The 19243-nt window shown below is 69.1% G+C and carries 14 protein-coding genes and 4 tRNA genes; 14 read left to right on the top strand and 4 right to left on the bottom strand.

What is annotated here, in order from left to right; all coding sequences use genetic code 11:
• Window positions 1–14: 14 nt before the first annotated feature.
• Complete coding sequence (gene hrpA, locus J7I97_RS32560; protein ID WP_214942369.1) at window positions 15–3998, bottom strand: ATP-dependent RNA helicase HrpA; 3984 nt, start codon at window positions 3996–3998, stop codon at window positions 15–17.
• Window positions 3999–4614: 616 nt separating this feature from the next.
• On the opposite strand from hrpA, the gene J7I97_RS32555 reads away from it, so the two are divergent.
• From J7I97_RS32555 to J7I97_RS32545, 3 genes are read left to right on the top strand one after another with little or no spacing between them, the layout of a single operon-like run.
• Window positions 4615–4773, top strand: a complete 159-nt coding sequence (locus J7I97_RS32555) for a hypothetical protein (protein WP_214942367.1) — start codon at window positions 4615–4617, stop codon at window positions 4771–4773.
• A 55-nt stretch (window positions 4774–4828) separates the two neighbouring features.
• Window positions 4829–5560 (top strand): thioredoxin domain-containing protein, encoded by a 732-nt coding sequence (locus J7I97_RS32550; protein ID WP_214942366.1) that lies wholly within the window; start codon window positions 4829–4831, stop codon window positions 5558–5560.
• Window positions 5557–6402: a cytochrome c biogenesis CcdA family protein gene (locus tag J7I97_RS32545; RefSeq protein WP_214942365.1), complete on the top strand. Its 846-nt coding sequence runs from the start codon at window positions 5557–5559 to the stop codon at window positions 6400–6402. Before J7I97_RS32550 ends, J7I97_RS32545 begins: the two co-directional genes overlap by 4 nt.
• A gap of 43 nt (window positions 6403–6445) precedes the next feature.
• Here J7I97_RS32545 and J7I97_RS32540 read toward each other — a convergent pair.
• The 3 genes from J7I97_RS32540 to J7I97_RS32530 form a co-directional block, all read right to left on the bottom strand.
• A tRNA-Phe gene (locus tag J7I97_RS32540) sits at window positions 6446–6519 on the bottom strand.
• 22 nt (window positions 6520–6541) lie between these two features.
• Window positions 6542–6615, bottom strand: a tRNA-Asp gene (locus J7I97_RS32535).
• Window positions 6616–6653: 38 nt separating this feature from the next.
• Window positions 6654–6726, bottom strand: a tRNA-Glu gene (locus J7I97_RS32530).
• Window positions 6727–6853: 127 nt separating this feature from the next.
• Here J7I97_RS32530 and J7I97_RS32525 point away from each other — a divergent pair.
• The 11 genes from J7I97_RS32525 (at window position 6854) to J7I97_RS32475 (ending at window position 19168) form a co-directional block, all read left to right on the top strand.
• A complete protein-coding gene (locus tag J7I97_RS32525; protein WP_214942364.1) occupies window positions 6854–7204 on the top strand; it encodes a metallopeptidase family protein in 351 nt (116 codons plus the stop codon).
• 204 nt (window positions 7205–7408) lie between these two features.
• Window positions 7409–7804, top strand: a complete 396-nt coding sequence (locus J7I97_RS32520) for a CrcB family protein (protein WP_214942453.1) — start codon at window positions 7409–7411, stop codon at window positions 7802–7804.
• A gap of 86 nt (window positions 7805–7890) precedes the next feature.
• Entirely contained in the window at window positions 7891–8463 is a 573-nt protein-coding gene (locus J7I97_RS32515; RefSeq protein ID WP_214942363.1) for a hypothetical protein, read from the top strand.
• Window positions 8464–8718: 255 nt separating this feature from the next.
• A complete protein-coding gene (locus J7I97_RS32510; RefSeq protein ID WP_214942362.1) occupies window positions 8719–11121 on the top strand; it encodes a DEAD/DEAH box helicase in 2403 nt (800 codons plus the stop codon).
• Between the two features lie 231 nt (window positions 11122–11352).
• Window positions 11353–11425 (top strand) — tRNA-Lys (locus J7I97_RS32505).
• Between the two features lie 388 nt (window positions 11426–11813).
• Window positions 11814–12242, top strand: a complete 429-nt coding sequence (locus J7I97_RS32500; RefSeq protein ID WP_214942450.1) for an SseB family protein — start codon at window positions 11814–11816, stop codon at window positions 12240–12242.
• The gene (locus J7I97_RS32495) at window positions 12242–12805 is read left to right on the top strand and encodes a hypothetical protein (RefSeq protein WP_214942361.1); all 564 of its coding nucleotides are present in this window, start codon (window positions 12242–12244) and stop codon (window positions 12803–12805) included. Before J7I97_RS32500 ends, J7I97_RS32495 begins: the two co-directional genes overlap by 1 nt.
• Window positions 12805–17463: a putative T7SS-secreted protein gene (locus J7I97_RS32490; protein ID WP_214942358.1), complete on the top strand. Its 4659-nt coding sequence runs from the start codon at window positions 12805–12807 to the stop codon at window positions 17461–17463. The genes J7I97_RS32495 and J7I97_RS32490 overlap by 1 nt, the downstream gene beginning before the upstream one ends.
• Window positions 17463–17945, top strand: a complete 483-nt coding sequence (locus tag J7I97_RS32485; RefSeq protein ID WP_214942355.1) for a barstar family protein — start codon at window positions 17463–17465, stop codon at window positions 17943–17945. The genes J7I97_RS32490 and J7I97_RS32485 overlap by 1 nt, the downstream gene beginning before the upstream one ends.
• Before the next feature lie 38 nt (window positions 17946–17983).
• Window positions 17984–18490: a hypothetical protein gene (locus J7I97_RS32480; protein ID WP_214942352.1), complete on the top strand. Its 507-nt coding sequence runs from the start codon at window positions 17984–17986 to the stop codon at window positions 18488–18490.
• Window positions 18491–18763: 273 nt separating this feature from the next.
• Window positions 18764–19168, top strand: a complete 405-nt coding sequence (locus tag J7I97_RS32475) for a hypothetical protein (protein ID WP_214942349.1) — start codon at window positions 18764–18766, stop codon at window positions 19166–19168.
• The last annotated feature ends 75 nt before the right edge of the window (window positions 19169–19243 follow it).

Below are 19243 nucleotides of genomic sequence, written 5' to 3'. Positions count from 1 at the left end.
GGTCACGAGGCGCCTCACGGTGCCGCCGCGTCCACCGCCTTCACGATCCGCTTGTCGGAGATCGGGTACGCCGTCCCGAGCGCGTGGGCGAAGTAACTGACCCGCAGTTCCTCGATCATCCAGCGGATCTCGGTGACCTCCGCGGGGACCGGCCGGCCCTTCGGCAACTGCTCCAGCAGCCAGGCGTACTCGTCCCGCATCTCGTGGACCTTCTCCATGCGCGTGGTGTCGCGCTGGACGCCCGTGGGCATCTGCTGGAGCCGCCGGTCGATCGCCACCAGGTAGCGCATCAGGTCGGGCAGCCGGCGCAGCCCGGTGAGGGTCACGAAGCCGGCCGGCATGAGCGCCGCCAGCTGCGCCTTCACGTCCTGCAGATTCGCCATCAGGGCGAGGCTCTGGGTGGCCTTCAGGCGCCGCTCGCAGGCCTGCCAGGCGGCCAGGATCTGCTGCACCTGCCCGACGGTCCGTACGGTCGTGTCCACCAGGTCGGCCCGTACGGCGTCGTAGAGCTTCCGGAACGAGGCCTCGTCCCAGGCCGGGCCCCCGTGGTCGGCGATCAGCTTGTCCGTCGCCGCGGTCGCGCAGTCGTCGAACAGGGCCTGGATGGAGCCGTGCGGATTGCGCGAGAGGGCCAGCTTCTGCTGGTTGGTGAGCTTGTCCGAGGCGAACTTCGCCGGATTCACCGGGATGTTGAGGAGGATCAGCTTCCGGGTGCCGAGCCACATCGCCCGCTGCTGCTCGGCCTCGGTGTCGAAGAGGCGTACGGACACACTCGTCCCCGCGTCCACGAGCGCCGGGTAGGCCTTCACGGGCTGGCCGGCGCGGCGCGTCTCGAACACCTTGGTCAGCGTGCCGATGGTCCAGTCGGTCAGGCCGGTGCGCTCCACCGACTCCCCGCCCGCGCGCTCGGCGGTGGCCGCCGCGGCCTTGGACAGGGCCTGGCGGGCCTTGGGCTTGAGCTTGAGCCGCAGGGCCTCCAGGTCCTTGTCCTCGGCGAGGTTCTTGCGGCGCTCGTCGACGATCCGGAAGGTGATCTTCAGGTGGTCCGGGATCCGGGTCAGGTCGAAGTCCTCGGCGGAGACCGGGACCCCGACCATCCGCTGGAGCTCACGCGCCAGGGTGACGTGCAGGGGCTCCTGCTGTGTCTGATCGCGGCCAGAGGCCGACGGAACGGCCGTGGCCAGGAAGCGGGTCGCGAAGTTCGGCGCGGGCACGTAGTGCCGGCGGATCGGCTTCGGGAGGGAGCGGATCAGCTCGGTGACCACCTCTTCCCGCAGACCCGGGATCTGCCAGTCGAAGCCCTCGTCGGTGACCTGGTTCAGCACCTGGAGCGGGATGTGCACGGTCACGCCGTCCGCGTCCGCGCCCGGCTCGAACTGGTAGGTCACCCGGAACTTGAGCTGCCCCTGCCGCCAGGAGTCCGGATAGTCGGCCTTGGTGACCCCGGCGGCCTTCTCGGTCAGCAGCATCTCGCGCTCGAAGTCGAGGAGTTCGGGCTCCTCGCGCTTCTTGTGCTTCCACCAGGAGTCGAAGTGCGCCCCGGAGACCACGTGCTCGGGGATCCGCTGGTCGTAGAAGTCGAACAGGGTCTCGTCGTCGACCACGATGTCCCGGCGCCGGGCCCGGTTCTCCAGCTCCTCCACCTCGGTGAGGAGCTTGCGGTTGTCGGCGTAGAACTTGTGGTGGGTCCGCCAGTCGCCCTCGACCAGCGCGTTGCGGATGAACAGCTCGCGCGAGACCTCGGCGTCGATCCGGCCGTAGTTGATCTTCCGCTGGGCGACGATCGGTACGCCGTACAGCGTGACCTTCTCGTACGCCATCACGGCCGCCTGGTCCTTCTCCCAGTGCGGCTCGCTGTACGTGCGCTTGATCAGGTGCTGGGCGAGAGGCTCGACCCATTCGGGCTCGACCTTGGCGTTGACCCGGGCCCACAGGCGCGAGGTCTCCACCAGCTCCGCCGACATCAGGAACTTCGGCTGCTTCTTGAAGAGCGCCGAACCCGGGAAGATCGCGAACTTGGCGCTGCGGGCGCCCAGGTACTCGTTCTTGTCGGTGTCCTTGAGCCCGATGTGCGAGAGCAGACCGGCCAGCAGCGAGATGTGGATGTGCTGCTCGGGGGCGTCTGTACCCGCCGAGGGCTCCTCGACGTGGAGGCCCATCGTCTTGGCGACCGTACGCAGCTGCGAGTAGATGTCCTGCCACTCGCGGATCCGCAGGAAGTTCAGGTACTCCTGCTTGCACATCCGGCGGAACGAGGACGAGCCGCGCTCCTTCTGCTGCTCGCGGACGTAGCGCCACATGTTCAGGAACGAGAGGAAGTCGCTGGTCTCGTCCTTGAAGCGGGCGTGGTTCTGGTCGGCCTGCGTCTGCTTGTCCGAGGGCCGCTCGCGCGGGTCCTGGATGGACAGGGCCGCCGCGATGACCATGACCTCGCGGACGCAGTTGTTCTTGTCCGCCTCCACGACCATGCGGGCCAGGCGCGGGTCGACGGGCAGCTGGGAGAGCTGGCGGCCCATCGGCGTGAGCCGCTTCGTGTGGTCCTTCTCGGACGGGTCGAGCGCGCCGAGCTCCTGGAGAAGCTGGACGCCGTCACGGATGTTGCGGTGGTCCGGCGGGTCGATGAAGGGGAACTTCTCGATCTCGCCCAGGCCGGCCGCGGTCATCTGGAGGATCACGGAGGCCAGGTTGGTGCGCAGGATCTCGGCGTCCGTGAACTCCGGGCGGCCGTTGAAGTCGTCCTCGGAGTAGAGGCGGATGCAGATGCCGTCCGAGGTACGGCCGCAGCGGCCCTTGCGCTGGTTGGCGCTGGCCTGCGAGATCCGCTCGATGGGCAGACGCTGGACCTTGGTGCGGTGGCTGTAGCGGGAGATACGGGCATTGCCCGGGTCGATCACGTACTTGATGCCCGGGACGGTGAGGGAGGTCTCGGCGACGTTGGTCGCGAGGACGATCCTTCTGCCGGTGTGCTGCTGGAACACACGGTGCTGCTCGGCGTGCGAGAGGCGTGCGTAGAGTGGGAGGACCTCCGTGCCGTGCCCATGAGCGCCTCGGGCGCGGGGGAGGTTCCGCTTGTTCAGGGCGTCCGCCGTGTCGCGGATCTCGCGCTCGCCGGAGAGGAAGACCAGGATGTCGCCCGGCCCCTCGGACTGGAGCTCGTCCACGGCCTCGCAGATGGCCGTGATCTGGTCGCGGTCGCTGTCGTCGCTGTCCTCTTCGAGGAGCGGGCGGTAGCGGACCTCCACCGGATACGTACGGCCGCTGACCTCGACGATCGGCGCCTCGCCGAAGTGGCGCGAGAAACGCTCCGGGTCGATCGTCGCCGAGGTGATGACGACCTTGAGGTCGGGGCGCTTCGGCAGCAGCGTGGCCAGATAGCCGAGCAGGAAGTCGATGTTGAGCGAGCGCTCGTGGGCCTCGTCGATGATGATCGTGTCGTAGGCGCGCAGCTCGCGGTCCGTCTGGATCTCGGCGAGCAGGATGCCGTCCGTCATCAGCTTCACGAAGGTCGCGTCCTGGTCCACCTGGTCGGTGAAGCGGACCTTCCAGCCGACCGTCTGGCCGATCTCGGACTTCAGCTCCTCGGCGATCCGCTCCGCGACCGTGCGGGCGGCGATCCGGCGGGGCTGGGTGTGCCCGATCATGCCCCGGACGCCGCGGCCCAGCTCCATGCAGATCTTGGGGATCTGAGTGGTCTTGCCGGATCCGGTCTCGCCCGCGACGATCACGACCTGGTGGTCGCGTATCGCCTCGGCGATCTCGTCCTTCTTCTGGCTGACGGGCAGGTTCTCGGGATACGTGACCTCCGGCATCCGCGAGGCGCGCCCGGCCAGTCGCGCGGCGGCCTTCTCGGCCTCCGCGGCGATCTCGTCGAGCACGGCCTGCTTGGCCTCGGGCTTGCGGATGCGGCGGGCGCCTTCGAGGCGGCGGCCGAGGCGGTGCGCGTCACGGAGGGAGATCTCCCCGAGAAGCGTCTGCAGGGCGGCGAAGGAAGTAGACATACCTGGTCGAGGATCTCACCCGTGGGCGCCGGGTGGCGAACGCATTTGTGTACCGTCCCCGTACCATTTCGGGACTAGATCACCTGAAGCGACCCGCCGTATGAGTGAGAGGCCTGCCATGTCCCGCGCCGCCCGTGGAGTGTGGTGCCTGGTCGCTGCGCTGGCGGTGTGCGTGGTTGCCCTGGCTGCGCCGGGTCTGGCCGGGGGCGCTGTCCCGGCTGTCCCGGCTGTCCCGGCTGCGCCGGCTGTCCCGGCTGTCCCGGCTGTCCCGGCTGCGCCGGCTGTCCTGGCTGCGCCGGCTGTCCCGGCTGCGTCGGCTGTCCCGGCTGCGCCGGGCGGAGCCGCTGCGCCCGGCGCGGCCGTGGTGGCAGGGCCCTCCGGGGCCGTCGGGCCTTTTGCGGTGGCCGCGTCCGTTGGAGCCGCGTGGCCGGCTGCGCCCGCCGCGGAGCCTGCGTCCGCGTCCGTGCAGGGCAATGGACGTGTGGGCCCCGCTGCCGGGCCCGAGCCCGCGTCCGTGCGCGGCGATGGACGTGCGGTGCCGGTCGCGGCCCTCACGGGCCATGGGCAGGGCCCGGCCTGTGCCCCCGGGGCGCCGGATCACGGGCAGGCTCCCGTCGTGCCGCCGCGCGGGGGCGGGGAGCAGGCGCATGTACCGGTGGGGCGGACCGCGGCGGAGCAGGCCGGTGGCGGGTGGACGCTGCCCGCGCGGGTCCTCGTACGCGGGCCGGATCAGCCCGCACCGGGGCCGGTGGAGCTGTCCGTGATGCGGGTGTAGGAGGGCCGGTCGAATCCGCCGGTCCGCCTCACCAACCGCTGTTCTGGAGCACCCCATGTCTTCTTCCTCCCGCAAGCCGATCCTCATCTCCGCGGGCGTCGCGCTCGCCGCCGTCACCCTCGGCCTCGTGTCCTGGCAGGCCACGGCGCCCGAGGACACCCCTGCCAGGACCTCCTCGGCGGCCGCGCCCCAGGCTTCCGAGGCCCACGCGGAGCTCAAGGCCCTCGCCCGGCGCGAGTCCGGCGACAAGCTGGCGGTCGGCCGCGCCGACGCGCCCGTCGTGCTGATCGAGTACTCCGACTTCAAGTGCGGCTACTGCGGCAAGTTCGCCCGCGACACCGAACCCGAGCTGCTGAAGAAGTACGTCGAGGACGGCACCCTGCGCATCGAGTGGCGCAACTTCCCGATCTTCGGAGCCGACTCCGAGACCGCCGCCAAGGCCGCCTGGGCCGCCGGGCAGCAGGACCGGTTCGCGCAGTTCCACGCGGCCGCGTACGCCGAGGGCGCCAAGGAGAAGGGCTTCGGCGAGGCGCGGCTGGTCGAGCTGGCGCAGCAGGCCGGGGTCCCGGACCTGGAGCGCTTCAAGGAGGACATGGCCGGCGAGGCCGCCACCGCCGCCCTGCGCAGGGACCAGGAGGAGGGTTACCGCATCGGCGTCAGCTCCACCCCGTCCTTCCTGGTCAACGGGCAGCCGATCGCGGGCGCCCAGCCGCTGGAGGCCTTCGCCTCGGCGATCGCCAGGGCCAAGGCCCAGGCGCAGCCCGCCGCCGGGGCGGCGAAGCGGTGACCGGCATCGGGTACCTGGCCGCCCTGCTGGGCGGTCTCCTCGCGCTGCTCAGCCCGTGCAGCGCGCTGCTGCTGCCGGCCTTCTTCGCGTACTCCATCGACTCCGCCTCGCGGCTGCTGGCGCGCACCGGGATCTTCTACGCCGGCCTCGCGAGCACCCTCGTCCCGCTGGGCGCGGCCGGCTCGTACGCCGGGCGGTTCTTCCACAGCAACCGCGACGGGCTGGTGCTGGCCGGGGGCTGGCTGATCATCGCGCTCGGGGTCGCGCAGATCCTGGGCCTCGGCTTCGCCTCCCGGCGGATGGCGGAGCTCTCGGGCAGGATCCGGCCGACCACCGCCCTGTCGGTGTACGCCCTGGGCGCGGTCTACGGCCTGGCCGGCTTCTGCGCCGGCCCGATCCTGGGCAGCGTCCTGACGGTGGCGGCGGTCAGCGGCAGCCCGGTCTACGGCGGCCTGCTGCTGGCGGTGTACGCGCTGGGGATGGCCGTACCGCTGTTCCTGCTGGCCCTGCTGTGGGAGCGGTTCGACCTGGGCGGGCGGCGCTGGCTGCGCGGCCGGGCGGTCACGGTGGGCCGCCTCGAACTGCACACCACCTCCGTCCTGTCCGGGCTGTTCTTCATCACTCTGGGCGCCCTGTTCCTCGTCTACGACGGGGCGAGCGCCCTGCCCGGGCTGCTGGACGTGGACGACTCGTACGCGGTGGAGCAGTGGGTCCGGTCCCTCACGGACGGCGTCCCGGACTGGGCGGTGCTCGGGCTGGTCGCCGTAGGGGCGGCGGCCGTGGGCCTGGCGCAGTGGCGCCGCAAGGAGCGGGAGGCGGCGGAGGCGGCGGAGGCGGAGTAACGCAAGAAGGCCCCGTCCGATGGACGGGGCCTTCTTTTCGTTGTGGCTGGGGCCGGGGTCGAACCGGCGACCTATCGCTTTTCAGGCGATCGCTCGTACCAACTGAGCTACCCAGCCACGAGACCGTTTCCGGCCTCAGCGATCCTGACGGGACTTGAACCCGCGACCTCCACCTTGACAGGGTGGCGAGCTAACCAACTGCTCCACAGGACCTGGTTTGTGCAAGAGCAAGTCTTGCACATGGTGTTGCGTACCCCCAACGGGATTCGAACCCGTGCTACCGCCTTGAAAGGGCGGCGTCCTGGGCCACTAGACGATGAGGGCTAAAGGCCCGCCGGGCACTTTTCAGCGCGTCGGGGACGTGAGAAGCATATGGGATCCGGGGAGCTATCGCCAAAACGGTTTCTCCCCCGCACGCGGGAGGTGCCCCCACCGGGGCGACAATGGCCCGGTGCTGGAGATGACGCGCGAGGAGTTCGAAGAGCTCGTCGCAGAGGCCCTGGACCGGATCCCGCCGGAGCTGACGCGGCTGATGGACAACGTGGCGGTGTTCGTCGAGGACGAGCCCCCGGCCGAAGACCCCGAGCTGCTCGGCCTGTACGAGGGAACCCCGCTGACGGACCGCGGGGAGTGGTACGCCGGGGTGCTCCCGGACCGGATCACCATCTACCGGAACCCCACGTTGCGGATGTGCGAGGACCGGGAGAGCGTGGTCGCCGAGACGGAGGTCACCGTGGTGCACGAGATCGCCCATCACTTCGGGATCGACGACGAGCGGCTGCACTCGCTGGGCTACGGATGACCCGGCCGGTGGAGGGGGCCGAGGCGATCGATCCGGATGTCGATCTACATGCCCGCCCAGCGGGCCGAGCCGCAGGGGCGGGTGCTCACCGCGGTGGCGGCGGGCGGTGCGGTCGGGGCGTGCGCGCGGTACGGGGCGGCGCTGCTGTGGCCGGCCGGGCCCGGGGCGTTTCCGTGGGCGACCTTCTGGACCAAATGTGGCGGGCTGTGGGCTGATCGGCGTACTGATGGTGCTGATCAGCGAGGGCGGGCGGGCGGCGGCCGGGCGCCGTTGCGCTATCTGACCGACCGTGCGGTGCAGGCGCGCCACGACTCGGTTTTCCCGTGGGGCACCTTCACGGGTGAACGCCGTCGCGTGACTGGTGCTGGGCGCGCTGACCGGGCGGTGCTGGCGGGGGCGGCCTCGTCGCGGCTGAGCCTGCTGCTGGGGACGGGTTTGTGCGGGGCGCTGAGCACGTACTCGACCGTCTCGTACGAGACGCTGCGGCTGGCCGAGCGCGGCTGGAAGTTCCTGGCGGCGGCGAACGTGGCGGTGTCGGTGCTGGTCGGGCTGGGCGCCGTACATCTCGGATCGCAGGTGGCGCGGGAGCTGTTGGCCTGAGGGGCGTGTCTCTTACGGGGTAAAGAGAGTTGGGCTCATTGACCCGCTCACCGCGGACCCGTGCCCTGTTCCGGAGGTGCCCCCCAGTGCGCCAGTTGTCCGCTTCCCTCCGACTGGCCGTCACCGCGCTCGCGGTCGCGGCGACGGCGGGCTGCATGAGTGTCGGCGAGGACGCCGCGAAGCCCGGGCCCTCCTCCCCGGCGGGCCGCCAGGATTCGGCCGCCGAGTCCGCCGGAGGTTCCACGGCCGGCCGGGGCTCCGGTGTCCACGGCAACGGCCACGGCACGAAGGAGGCCGGGGCCAAGCAGGACGGCAAACCCGGGGAGGACGGCAAGGCCTCCGGCGCGACCGGCGCGTCGCCCAGCCCGGGCGCGCCCGCGGGCCGGCCGGGTGCCCCCTCGCCGACGGCCGGACCGGGCGGCGGGGCCGGCGGCCAGGGCCCCCAGGAACCCCCCACGGCCGGTGGCGCGTCCGGAGGCGGCGGCTCGGCGGGGGCGGGCACGGACGGCGGGGCCGGCGGAGCGGGTGGTACCGGTCCCACCCCGACCCCGGAGCCGCCGACGTCCGAGCCCCCTGTGACGGAACCCACGCCGACGCCGACGCCTCCGGAGCCGCAGCCGAGCACCGATCCCGGCGGCCGGCCGCAGGCCCTCCGGTAGCCGGCCCGGGTCCCCGGGATCTTGGGGCAGGAGGCATCGTCGCAGGTGGGAAGGGTTATAGCCGGAGCGACTTGCCAGACCCCGGGGAGGGTGCGTATGGTTATAGATCGTTTGATCCCATTGCCCGGCGCCGAATCCGAAGAGCGCCGTGTGGCGCGTACTCTCCCTAGCCGTGGCTGACCGCATTGAGGCGGTCGATTTGCGATTCACGGAGTTTGGGCGCGTGCCGAGACTCCGGAAGGTTTCGCATTTCGCATGTCCATTTCCAGTTCTGACCGTGCCGTCATGCCCGAGAACGACTCCAACGAGATCGTCGACGCTGAGGCCCTTGTGGTCACCGAGGCCATTGAGGCCATCGAGGCGGACGAGATCATCGAGGCTCTTGAGGCCGACGTGACGACCGACCAGTCCACCGACGACTTCGACGACGACGCTGCCGCTGACGCGGAGCCCACGATCACCTTCGGCGACCTCGGTCTGCCCGAGGGCATCGTGCGCAAGCTCGCCCAGAACGGCGTCACCTCCCCCTTCCCGATCCAGGCCGCGACCATCCCGGACGCCCTGGCCGGCAAGGACATCCTCGGCCGTGGCCGCACCGGCTCCGGCAAGACCCTCTCCTTCGGTCTGCCGACCCTGGCTTCGCTGGCCGGCGGGCACACCGAGAAGAAGAAGCCCCGCGCGATCATCCTCACGCCGACGCGTGAGCTCGCGATGCAGGTCGCGGACGCCCTCCAGCCCTACGGCGACGTCCTCGGCCTGAAGATGAAGGTCGTCTGCGGCGGTACCTCCATGAGCAACCAGATCTACGCCCTGGAGCGCGGTGTCGACGTCCTCGTCGCCACCCCGGGCCGTCTGCGCGACATCATCAACCGCGGCGCCTGCTCCCTGGAGAACGTCAAGATCGCGGTCCTCGACGAGGCCGACCAGATGGCTGACCTGGGCTTCCTGCCCGAGGTCACCGAGCTGCTCGACCAGATCCCCGGCGGCGGCCAGCGCATGCTCTTCTCCGCCACCATGGAGAACGAGATCGGCACCCTGGTCAAGCGCTACCTGTCCAACCCCGTCACGCACGAGGTCGACAGCGCCCAGGGCAACGTCACGACCATGACGCACCACGTCCTCGTCGTGAAGCCGAAGGACAAGGCGCCGGTCACGGCCGCCATCGCCGCCCGCAAGGGCCGCACCATCATCTTCGTCCGCACCCAGCTGGGCGCCGACCGCATCGCCGAGCAGCTCATCGAGTCCGGCGTGAAGGCCGACGCGCTGCACGGCGGCATGACGCAGGGTGCCCGCACCCGCGTCCTCGCGGACTTCAAGGACGGCTACGTCAACGCGCTCGTCGCCACCGACGTCGCCGCCCGCGGTATCCACGTCGACGGCATCGACCTGGTCCTCAACGTGGACCCGGCCGGCGACCACAAGGACTACCTGCACCGCTCGGGCCGTACCGCCCGCGCCGGCAAGTCGGGTGTCGTGGTCTCCCTCGCCCTGCCGCACCAGCGCCGCCAGATCTTCCGCCTGATGGAGGACGCGGGCGTGGACGCCTCGCGCCACATCGTCCAGGGTGTCGGCGCCTTCGACCCCGAGGTCGCCGAGATCACCGGTGCGCGTTCGCTGACCCAGGTCCAGGCCGACTCCGCGAACAACGCCGCCAAGCAGGCCGAGCGCGAGGTCGCCGACCTGACGAAGCAGCTGGAGCGCCTGACCCGCCGCGCCGCGGAGCTGCGCGAGGAGGCCGACCGCCTCGTCGCCCGTTCCGCCCGTGAGCGTGGCGAGGACCCGGAGGCCGCTGTCGCCGAGGTGGCCGAGGCCGCTGTTGCCGAGGTCGCCGCTCTCGCCGCGGCCGCGCCGGTCGCCGAGGAGCGCCCGGCCTTCCAGAGCCGCGACGACCGGGGCAACTACGAGCGCCGCGACAACCGTCGTGACGACCGTGGCGACCGTGGTGGCGACCGCGGTGGCGACCGTGGCGGCTTCCGCTCCGGCGGCGACCGTCCGTCGGGCGGCTTCCGCTCCGGTGGCGACCGTCGTGACGACAACCGTGGTGGCGACCGTGGCGGCTTCCGCCGTGACGACCGTCCGTCCGGTGGCTTCAACCGTGACGACCGCGGTGACCGCGGTGGCGACCGTGGCGGCTTCCGCTCCGGTGGCGACCGTCCGTCGGGCGGCTTCCGCCGCGACGACAACCGTGGTGGCGGCTTCCGTCGCGACGACCGTCCGTCCGGTGGCTTCAACCGCGACGACCGCGGTGACCGCGGTGGCGACCGTGGTGGCTTCCGCTCCGGTGGCGACCGCCCGTCCGGTGGCTTCCGCTCCGGTGGCGACCGCCCGTCCGGTGGCTTCCGCTCCGGTGGCGACCGTCCGTCCGGGTCCGGCACCTACAACCGCGACGACCGTCGTGACGACAACCGTGGTGGCGGCTTCCGCCGCGACGACCGTCCCTCGGGTGGCTTCCGCTCCGGCAGCAGCGACCGTCCGTCCGGTGGCTTCCGCTCCGGCAGCAGCGACCGTCCGTCCGGTGGCTTCCGCTCCGGCGGCGCCGGCGACCGCCCGTACGGCCGCCGCGACGACCACCGCCCCTCCGGCTCCGGTTCCACCGGTTCCACCGGTTCCTTCGGCGGCCGTCGTGACGACAAGCCGCGCTGGAAGCGCAACGGCTGATCCCAGCTGAACTGATCGCCTGACAGGGCCCGTACGACACCAGGTGTCGTACGGGCCCTGTCGTGCTCCGGCGCTACACCGGCCAGGGCACGGGCAAGTTGGACAAGCACGTGCAAAACGGCGGAGGCTGGGGTGCACAGCCCGCCTGAACTGATGACGACCGGGCCGGTCAACCGATATCCGATCGGCTGGCCCGTGCGGTCCGGCTATGCTCTGGGGTGAGCACGTGGAGGGCCATTAGCTCAATTGGCAGAGCAGCGGACTTTTAATCCGTTGGTTGTCGGTTCGAGTCCGACATGGCCTACCGCTCCTGGGTCAAGGAAACACCCCCTGACCTGCGACTGAGCGCCCCACCCGGTTTCGGCCGGGCGGGGCGCTCAGTCGTTTTCGAACCTCTGCGTGAGCGGACGGTCCGTCATCCCCTGGTCAGGACGCGGACGGGCGGGCACGAGGCACCAGTTTGGCCGCCGCTTCGGACGCTGCCAGATCGACCTCGGGGAGCAGGCTCTGTGTCGATGTTCAGGACGGTGCCTCCGAACAGGAGGTGCGTTCCCACTTCGCCGATGAACTCGAACCCCTGGCGCCGGACCGTAGGCGACACGTCGCACGGCAGAGATCCCCCTGAAAGCGGCGCAATCACCCAAGATACGGTTCCCTCTGGGTCGCTGACCAGCACTTGGGGGATGAAGATCATGGAATTGACCGGGGAGATAGCAGCCATCCGGGATGGCGGGGGTGATCCGGCTCGGTTGGTGGGTGAGTTCCGACGGGCTGTGCTGCTCGTTCCGCTCGCCGCCGACGCCAACGGTCTCAGCGACCCTGACGGTTCCCATGGCGGCCTGATGTCCGCAGTCCGGGGCGGGATCCGTTGGCTGTATGCGTTCACGGATGAAGAGGCGCTGGCCCGCTTTGCGGAGGCGCGTGCGGAGGCCGACCGGGAGTGGCCTTACCTCTCGATCCTGGGTGCGCGGCTTGTGGATGCGGTGGCCCCGATGGCCGACGGACCGGCGGGTATCGCCGTCAACGTGGCCGACGAGGACGGTTCCATGTTCTTTCCGCCGGTCGCGGGGATCGTCCCCGATGCGTATGCGGTGGACGTCGATCACGGGGACGCTGCCTGATGGCCGGCGATGGGGACCTGGAGGTCTCGCCTGCCGCGGTCAAGAACATTCAGGACGGTCTGCGCGCGGCGATCTCCGAGCTGTGTGAGTCGTCGGACGCGGCGGGCGCCTCGCAGGGCGCGGGGTTCAGTAACTTGTCGATGACGGGGATGGAGGCCGGGCACGCTGGGCTGGCCGCCGACTTCGAGGACTTCTGCGAGCGCTGGGAGTGGGGCGTGCGGAGCCTCGTACAGGATGCCAGCACCCTCGCCCAGTCCCTCGGCATCGCCGCAGGCACGATCTGGGAGGAGGACCAGTACATGCAGGGTGCCTTCAAGGTGGTCGCCAATGCCGCGTACGGCAATCCGCATGCGAGCGAGGACGAGATCGAGAAGAAGGACTGGGACGACATCTGGCGGGCTGATGTCTACAAGCCGGACTACAGCTCCGAGTCCTTCGAGAAGAGCCGCGAGGACATCAAGAAGAACTGGTCGGAGACCAAGGACACGCTGACCTCCACCGGCAAGATCGGTTCGCTGAAGGACCTGCTGGACCAGGCTGACGGCAACGGGGGCGGTAACTGATGGGATGGCGCGACTACATACCCGACTCGGTCGAGGACGTGGCCGAGGACGCCGTCGAGGGGGTCGGCGACGCCATCGAGTGGGCTGGCAACAAGACGGCCGACGTGGCGGAGGACATCGGCCTCGACGATGCCGGCGACTGGATCCGCGACAAGAGCCGCTCCGCCGCCAACCGGCTCGGCGCGGACGTGGAGGAACTCGAGCTCGGCCAGACCGACGATCCGAAGAAGCTGGTCTATGGCAGCGTCGCCAAGATACGGGACCAGGTCTCGCACCTGAACGACTTCAAGGCCTCCTTTGAGCAGGTCGGCAACGGCCTCAAGGGCATCGGGGAGCCCGAGGGTCTCAAGGGCAAGTCCGCGGACGCCTTCCGGGAGGCGGTGGCCAAGGAGCCGCCCCGCTGGTTCGAGGCCGCCGAGGCCTTCGGCAAGGCCGCCGACGCGATGGGCCGTTTCGCCGAGACCGTGGAGTGGGCGCAGGGCCAGGCGAAGGAGGCCCTGGCGGACTACGAGCACGCGCAGAAGGTCTCCTCCGACGCCCGCAACGCGTACGACAAGCAGGCTGATGCCTACAAGGACGCGGTGAAGGCGAAGCAGGACCACCTGCCGCCGAGGCCGTCCGATGACTTCGACGACCCCGGAAAGCCCCTCACCTCCGCTGCCAAGGAAAAGCTCACCAGCGCCCGCAAGCAGCGCAACGAGGTCGCGGAGACGACCCGTACGGCAGTCTGCGCGGCCCGCGACAAGGCCCCGAAGAAGCCCTCGTACTCCGAGCAGCTCAGCGACGGTCTGGACTACCTGGAGCTCGCCGAGACGCACTTTGCGGGCGGCGTGCTCAAGGGCACAGCCGGCACCCTCAACTTCGCCCGCGCGCTAAACCCGTTGGACTTCTACAACATCTCGCATCCCGCCGAGTACCGGACGAACCTCAACTCGACGGTCACGGGCCTGCTCACCATGGCCAACGACCCGTGGGGCGCGGGCAAGCAGATGCTCGACGAGTTCATGAAGGACTCCAACGAGGGCATCGGCAAATTCATCCCGGACCTCATCGGCTCCAAGGGCCTGGGCTCCGCGAAAAGGCTCGGCTCGGCCGCCAAGCACCTGGACGACAAGAAGCCGGGCGGCAGCCGCGGGGATCACGAACAGAACCCGGACAGCAACGGCAAGCGGTGCGGCGAGACGGTGTGCAGGAGGGACCCGGTCGACATTGCGACCGGCCGCATGCTGCTGCCCGCGACCGACATCGCTCTGCCCGGCGCGCTTCCCCTCGTCTTCCGGCGCACCTTCGACTCCGCACGCCGCTCCGGGCGCTGGTTCGGGTCAACGTGGTCGTCCACGGTTGACCAGCGGCTGGAGATCGATTCTGCGGGCGTGATCTTCAGCTGCGACGAGGGCAGTGTCCTCGCCTATCCCCACCCGGCCCCCGGGGTTCCGGTCATGCCCTCGCACGGCAGGCAGTGGCCACTGGACCGGGTCCCGGGCGGTTACACCATCACCGATCCCGACACCGGCAGGGTCTGGCACTTCGCCGACCACAGCGACGAGCTCGCGCTCCTGGCCCAGATCGACGACCGCAACGGCCGCTGGGTCACCTTCGAGCACGACGAGGCGGGTGCTCCGACGGCGATCGTCCACCACGCCGGCTACCACCTGAAGCTCACCACGAGCGCAGGCCGAGTGACGGCCCTCCACCTCAAGGGAGCTGCGACGGACGGATCCGACCAGGAGATCCTGCGCTACGGCTACACCGATGGCCATCTCACATCGGTCACCAACTCCTCCGGCCGCCCCCTGAGCTTCGACTGCGACGAACACGGCCGCATCACCTCGTGGACTGACACCAACGGAAGCCGCTTCGACTACGTCTACGACGATCAGGACCGCTGCACCTACCAGTCAGGCACGAACGGACACCTCGAATCCACCTTCACCTGGGACGATGTCGATCCCGCAACCGGGCTCCGCATGACCACCCTCACCAGCGGTCTGGGGCACACCGAGCGTTACTTGATCAATGACCGCTCACAGGTAGTCGCCGAGATCGACCCTCTGGGCGCGGTCACCCGCTTCGAATACGACCGCTACAACCGACTGCTGTCACGGACCGATCCGCTGGGCCACGTGAGCCGCGCCACCTTCGACGAGCGGGGCCGCGTGACCGTGGTCGAGCGCCCGGACGGACAGCAGGCACGAGCCGAGTACAACGAAATCGGGCTCCCGATACGCGCCGTTGGTACCGACGGCAATGTCACGCGTCAGAGATTCGACACAAACGGCAACCGGACGTCGGTCACAGACCCGTCCGGAGCAACCACCCACTTCACCTACGACGAGACCGGCATCGTCACCTCCGTCACCGATGCGCTCGGGAACACCACGACAGTCGTTCCCGACAAGGCCGGTCTGCCCCTAGCCATAACCGATCCGCTGGGGGCGACCACGCGCTACGAGCGTGACGCCTTCAGCCGAGCCGCGTCGATCACCGACCCGCTGGGTGCCGTCACGCGCCTGGAGTGGACGGTCGAGGGCAAACTTGCCCGCCGTATCGAGGCCGACGGCAGCGAGCAGTCATGGACATACGACGGCGAGGGCAACTGCGTCGCCCACGTTGACGTTCTTGGCGGGGTCACGACCTTCGAGTACACGGACTTCGATGTCCTGACCGCCCGCACGGGGCCGGACGGTTTCCGCTACGAGTTCAGCTACGACACCGATCTCCACCTCACTCAGGTCACCAACCCCCAGGGCCTGACCTGGGACTACGTGTACGACCCGGTCGGCCGGGTCACGTCCGAGACCGACTTCGGCGACCGGACGCTAACGTACGAAAGGGACGCGGCGGGGCGGCTCGTTTCCCGGACGGACATGCTCGGCCAAACCATCCGCTACGAGCGGGACGAGCTGGACCGAGTCGTCCGCAAGGACGCCGCGGGCGCTGTGACGACATTCGCGTACGACTCCGGCGACCAACTCGCGGAAGCGGTCAACGCGGATGCCACGCTCACGCGCCTCCGCGACCGGTACGGCCGCCTCAAGTTCGAGACCGTCAACGGCGGGACGACGGCGTACGCGTACGACGAGCTCGGCCGCCGCACGACCCGCACGACCCCGACGGGGGCGGTCAGCACCTGGACCTACGACGCGGTCGGCTCCCGCACCTCCCTGACCACGTCCGGCAGCACCATCACCTTCGGCTACGACGCGGTCGGCCAGGAGATCACCCGCCGGATCGGCGAGACGGTCACGCTGTCGTCCCGGTACGACCACGGGGGCCGCCTCACCACCCAACACGTCACCGGCGCCGGTCACAGCATCCAGCGCCGCGACTACACGTACCGTGCCGACGGCAACCTGATCGGCCTGGACGATCAGCTCATGGGCGCGAAGACCTTCGACCTGGACGCAGCCGGCCGGGTCACTGCCGTCCGCGCGGAGGGTTGGACCGAGCGGTACGCCTACGACGAGGCGGGCAACCAGACGACAGCCTCCTGGCCGTCCACCCACCCCGGCCAGGACGCCGTGGGCCCTCGCGAGTACACCGGCACGACGATCACGCGCGCGGGCAGGATGCACTACGAGCACGATGCATTGGGCCGTGTCACCCTGCGCCGGAGAACCCGCCTGTCCGGCAAACCGGACACCTGGCGCTACGAGTGGGACGCCGAGGACCGCTTGCGTACGGTGACCACCCCCGACGGCGCTGTATGGCGCTACGCGTACGACGCCCTCGGCCGCCGCACTTCTAAGCAGCGCCTCGCCGCCGACGGCACGACGGTCCTCGAACAAGTCACGTTCACCTGGGACGGCACGACCCTGTGCGAACAGACAACGGAATCGCCGGACCTCTCCCATTCGATAGTGCTCACCTGGGACCACAAGGGCCTGCAGCCCCTGACCCAGCGAGAACGCCTCCTGGACCGGAAAACGCCCCAAGAGGTCATAGACACCCGCTTCTTCACCATCATCACCGACCTGGTGGGCGCCCCCACAGAACTGATCGACGAGTCCGGCACACTGGCCTGGCACACCCGCACCACCCTGTGGGGCACCACAACCTGGGCGTCCACCAGCAGGGCGTACACCCCACTTCGCTTCCCAGGCCAGTACTTCGACCCAGAAACGGGCCTCCACTACAACCACTTCCGCCACTACGACCCCGAAACCGCCCGCTATCTCAGCCATGACCCCCTGGGCCTCACCCCAGCGCCCAACCCGGCGGGTTATGTCCCCAATCCCCACACATGGGTCGACCCCATGGGGCTGGCAGGCTGCCCGGCCTTCACCCCGGGAGAAACGCTGGGGGACGTTGACAAAATTGAAGGATGGGTACCCAAGTCCATCCCTAAGGAGGCCATGGAAGTCCTTCAGGACGTGCGCAAGGAAGGTTGGGGCTGGGGGGGTGGACCCGGCTTCTATGGGCCGAAGTGGTGGACTGAGCCATTTGAAAACAGCGGCAAAAATGGCGGCTACCAACTTCCCACCCACGAACCTTCAGGCAAGCCGATCACCTATAACGAATATGGGACCTACCCATCACCAGACAACCCTAAGCCAGGCGGTGAGCGCTGGGTGTTCGGCAGCGATGGGTCCGCCTACTACACTCCAACTCACTATCAGACGTACATTGTGGGCGAAAGTCCCAGATGGGTGAACTGATGACAGAAGAGGAACCGGCAATCCGTATCGCCCCGTGGATGCACATCATCACGACAGGCGGTGGCATGCCTCTTGATGAACTCCTGCCCACGTCGGGCAGCGTTTACGTGGTGCGCCTGAGTGGGCAAGATATGCCCGACGAGATCTCAACGTTTCAGCAGTTCGATGAATTGCTAAAGTTCCCCGAATATTTTGGATGGAACTGGAATGCATTCTATGATTGCCTTCGCGACCTCCGATGGCTTTCGTCGGATTACCACGTCCTGATCATCGAATCCGCGGAGAGCGTCCTTTCCGGGGATGACGTTGCTCGCGAGGAGTTTTTCAGAAGCCTATGGCGCGCTGGTCAGCGGTGGTCCTACACCAAGCGACCCGAGGGTGTGACGCTCAGCAAACTCTCCGTTGTCCTGTCATGCGGCAAGGAGTCCGCATCCAGCCTCGCGAGACGGCTTGGAGAACTTCAGGGCCCACCCAACTTCTAGCCACCTTCGTCCACGACGCACGACTGGGCCTGAGCGAGGTGGTCAACCCGCACGGGCTCAGCTGGCGGTACCTGTACGACGCCGCCGGTATGCCGGAGTCGGAGACCGACTTCGACGGCCGCAACCTGCGCTACGTCCATGACGCGGACGGTCGGCTGGTCACCCGCATCAATGCGGCAGGCCAGGCCGTCCGCCTGGAGTACGACGTCCTCGACAACCTGATCCTGAACGAGTCGGACGGTGCGGTCACCCGCTACGAGTACGACTACTCGGACCGGATCGAAACGGTCACCGGGCCCGGGGGCACCGTGACGTACCTCCGCGACCGGTTCGGCCGGATCCGGGAGGAGTCGGCCGACGGGCGGACCCTGACCCGTGCGTACGATGAGCTCAGCCGCGTCGTCTCCCGGACCACCCCGTCCGGCGCGACCGCCGAGTGGACGTACGATGCGGCCGGCCACCGGACTGACCTGACCCACCTCGGGCCGACGGCTCGCCTTCGAACGGGATGCGCTGGGCCGCGAGACAGGCCGCCGCATCGGTGACCAAGGACGAATCGAATTCATCGCCCGGTCCCCATCCGGCCACCACATCTGCGGTATCACCGCAGAGGAATACGACTACTGGATTGTCAGCCTGAACCTCTGACGGCGGCCACATCGGGGTCACGCATCCGACCCGGGTACCACTGGCCGTGGTGCCCCGAAAGGCAGCCGAAGCTGGGACACCTTCCCGGCGGCGCGGGTCAGATAGAGATCATGGAATTTCGAAGACCGAGCCGGACTGATCCCAGTCGGCCCACCCAGGGAGATTCCCAAGTGACAGAAGACGATTCCGGCGTCGTGGTCACCTGGGCCCGGGGCGACACCACGGTCCGGTGGAGCGGCCCGGCGGGGAACGTCGAGAAACAGTACGAGCTGCCACCACAGATTGTCCTGGCGTGGCGGGAGTACGACGAGCCGCTGGTGCTGGAAGCCATCAACAGCGCACCCTTCACCCCGTCGGACAACGCGGTGGTCTACCGGGCCGACGGCTCGGAGCGCTTCCGGCTGCACCCGCCGAGTGACCTGGTGTACGAGCGGCACGACATGCACGGCTTCTATGCCGCCTTCCTGCAGGACGGGCGGCCTCTTCTGATCATGGTCACGCGCAACGCGGGTGATTTCCAGGGCCGCATCGACGTGGAGACCGGCGAGATCGTGGACACCAACACCTGGCGCTGAGCCCGGAGGAAGAGCGTTGGCTGCCAAACGTGAAGTGGTGTGGCTGTGTGTGTGTGTGGGGGGGGGGGGGGGGGG

This window comes from Streptomyces sp. ISL-87 (assembly GCF_018614095.1).
GTDB lineage: Bacteria > Actinomycetota > Actinomycetes > Streptomycetales > Streptomycetaceae > Streptomyces.
This window is presented reverse-complemented; position numbering and strand designations above follow the sequence as displayed.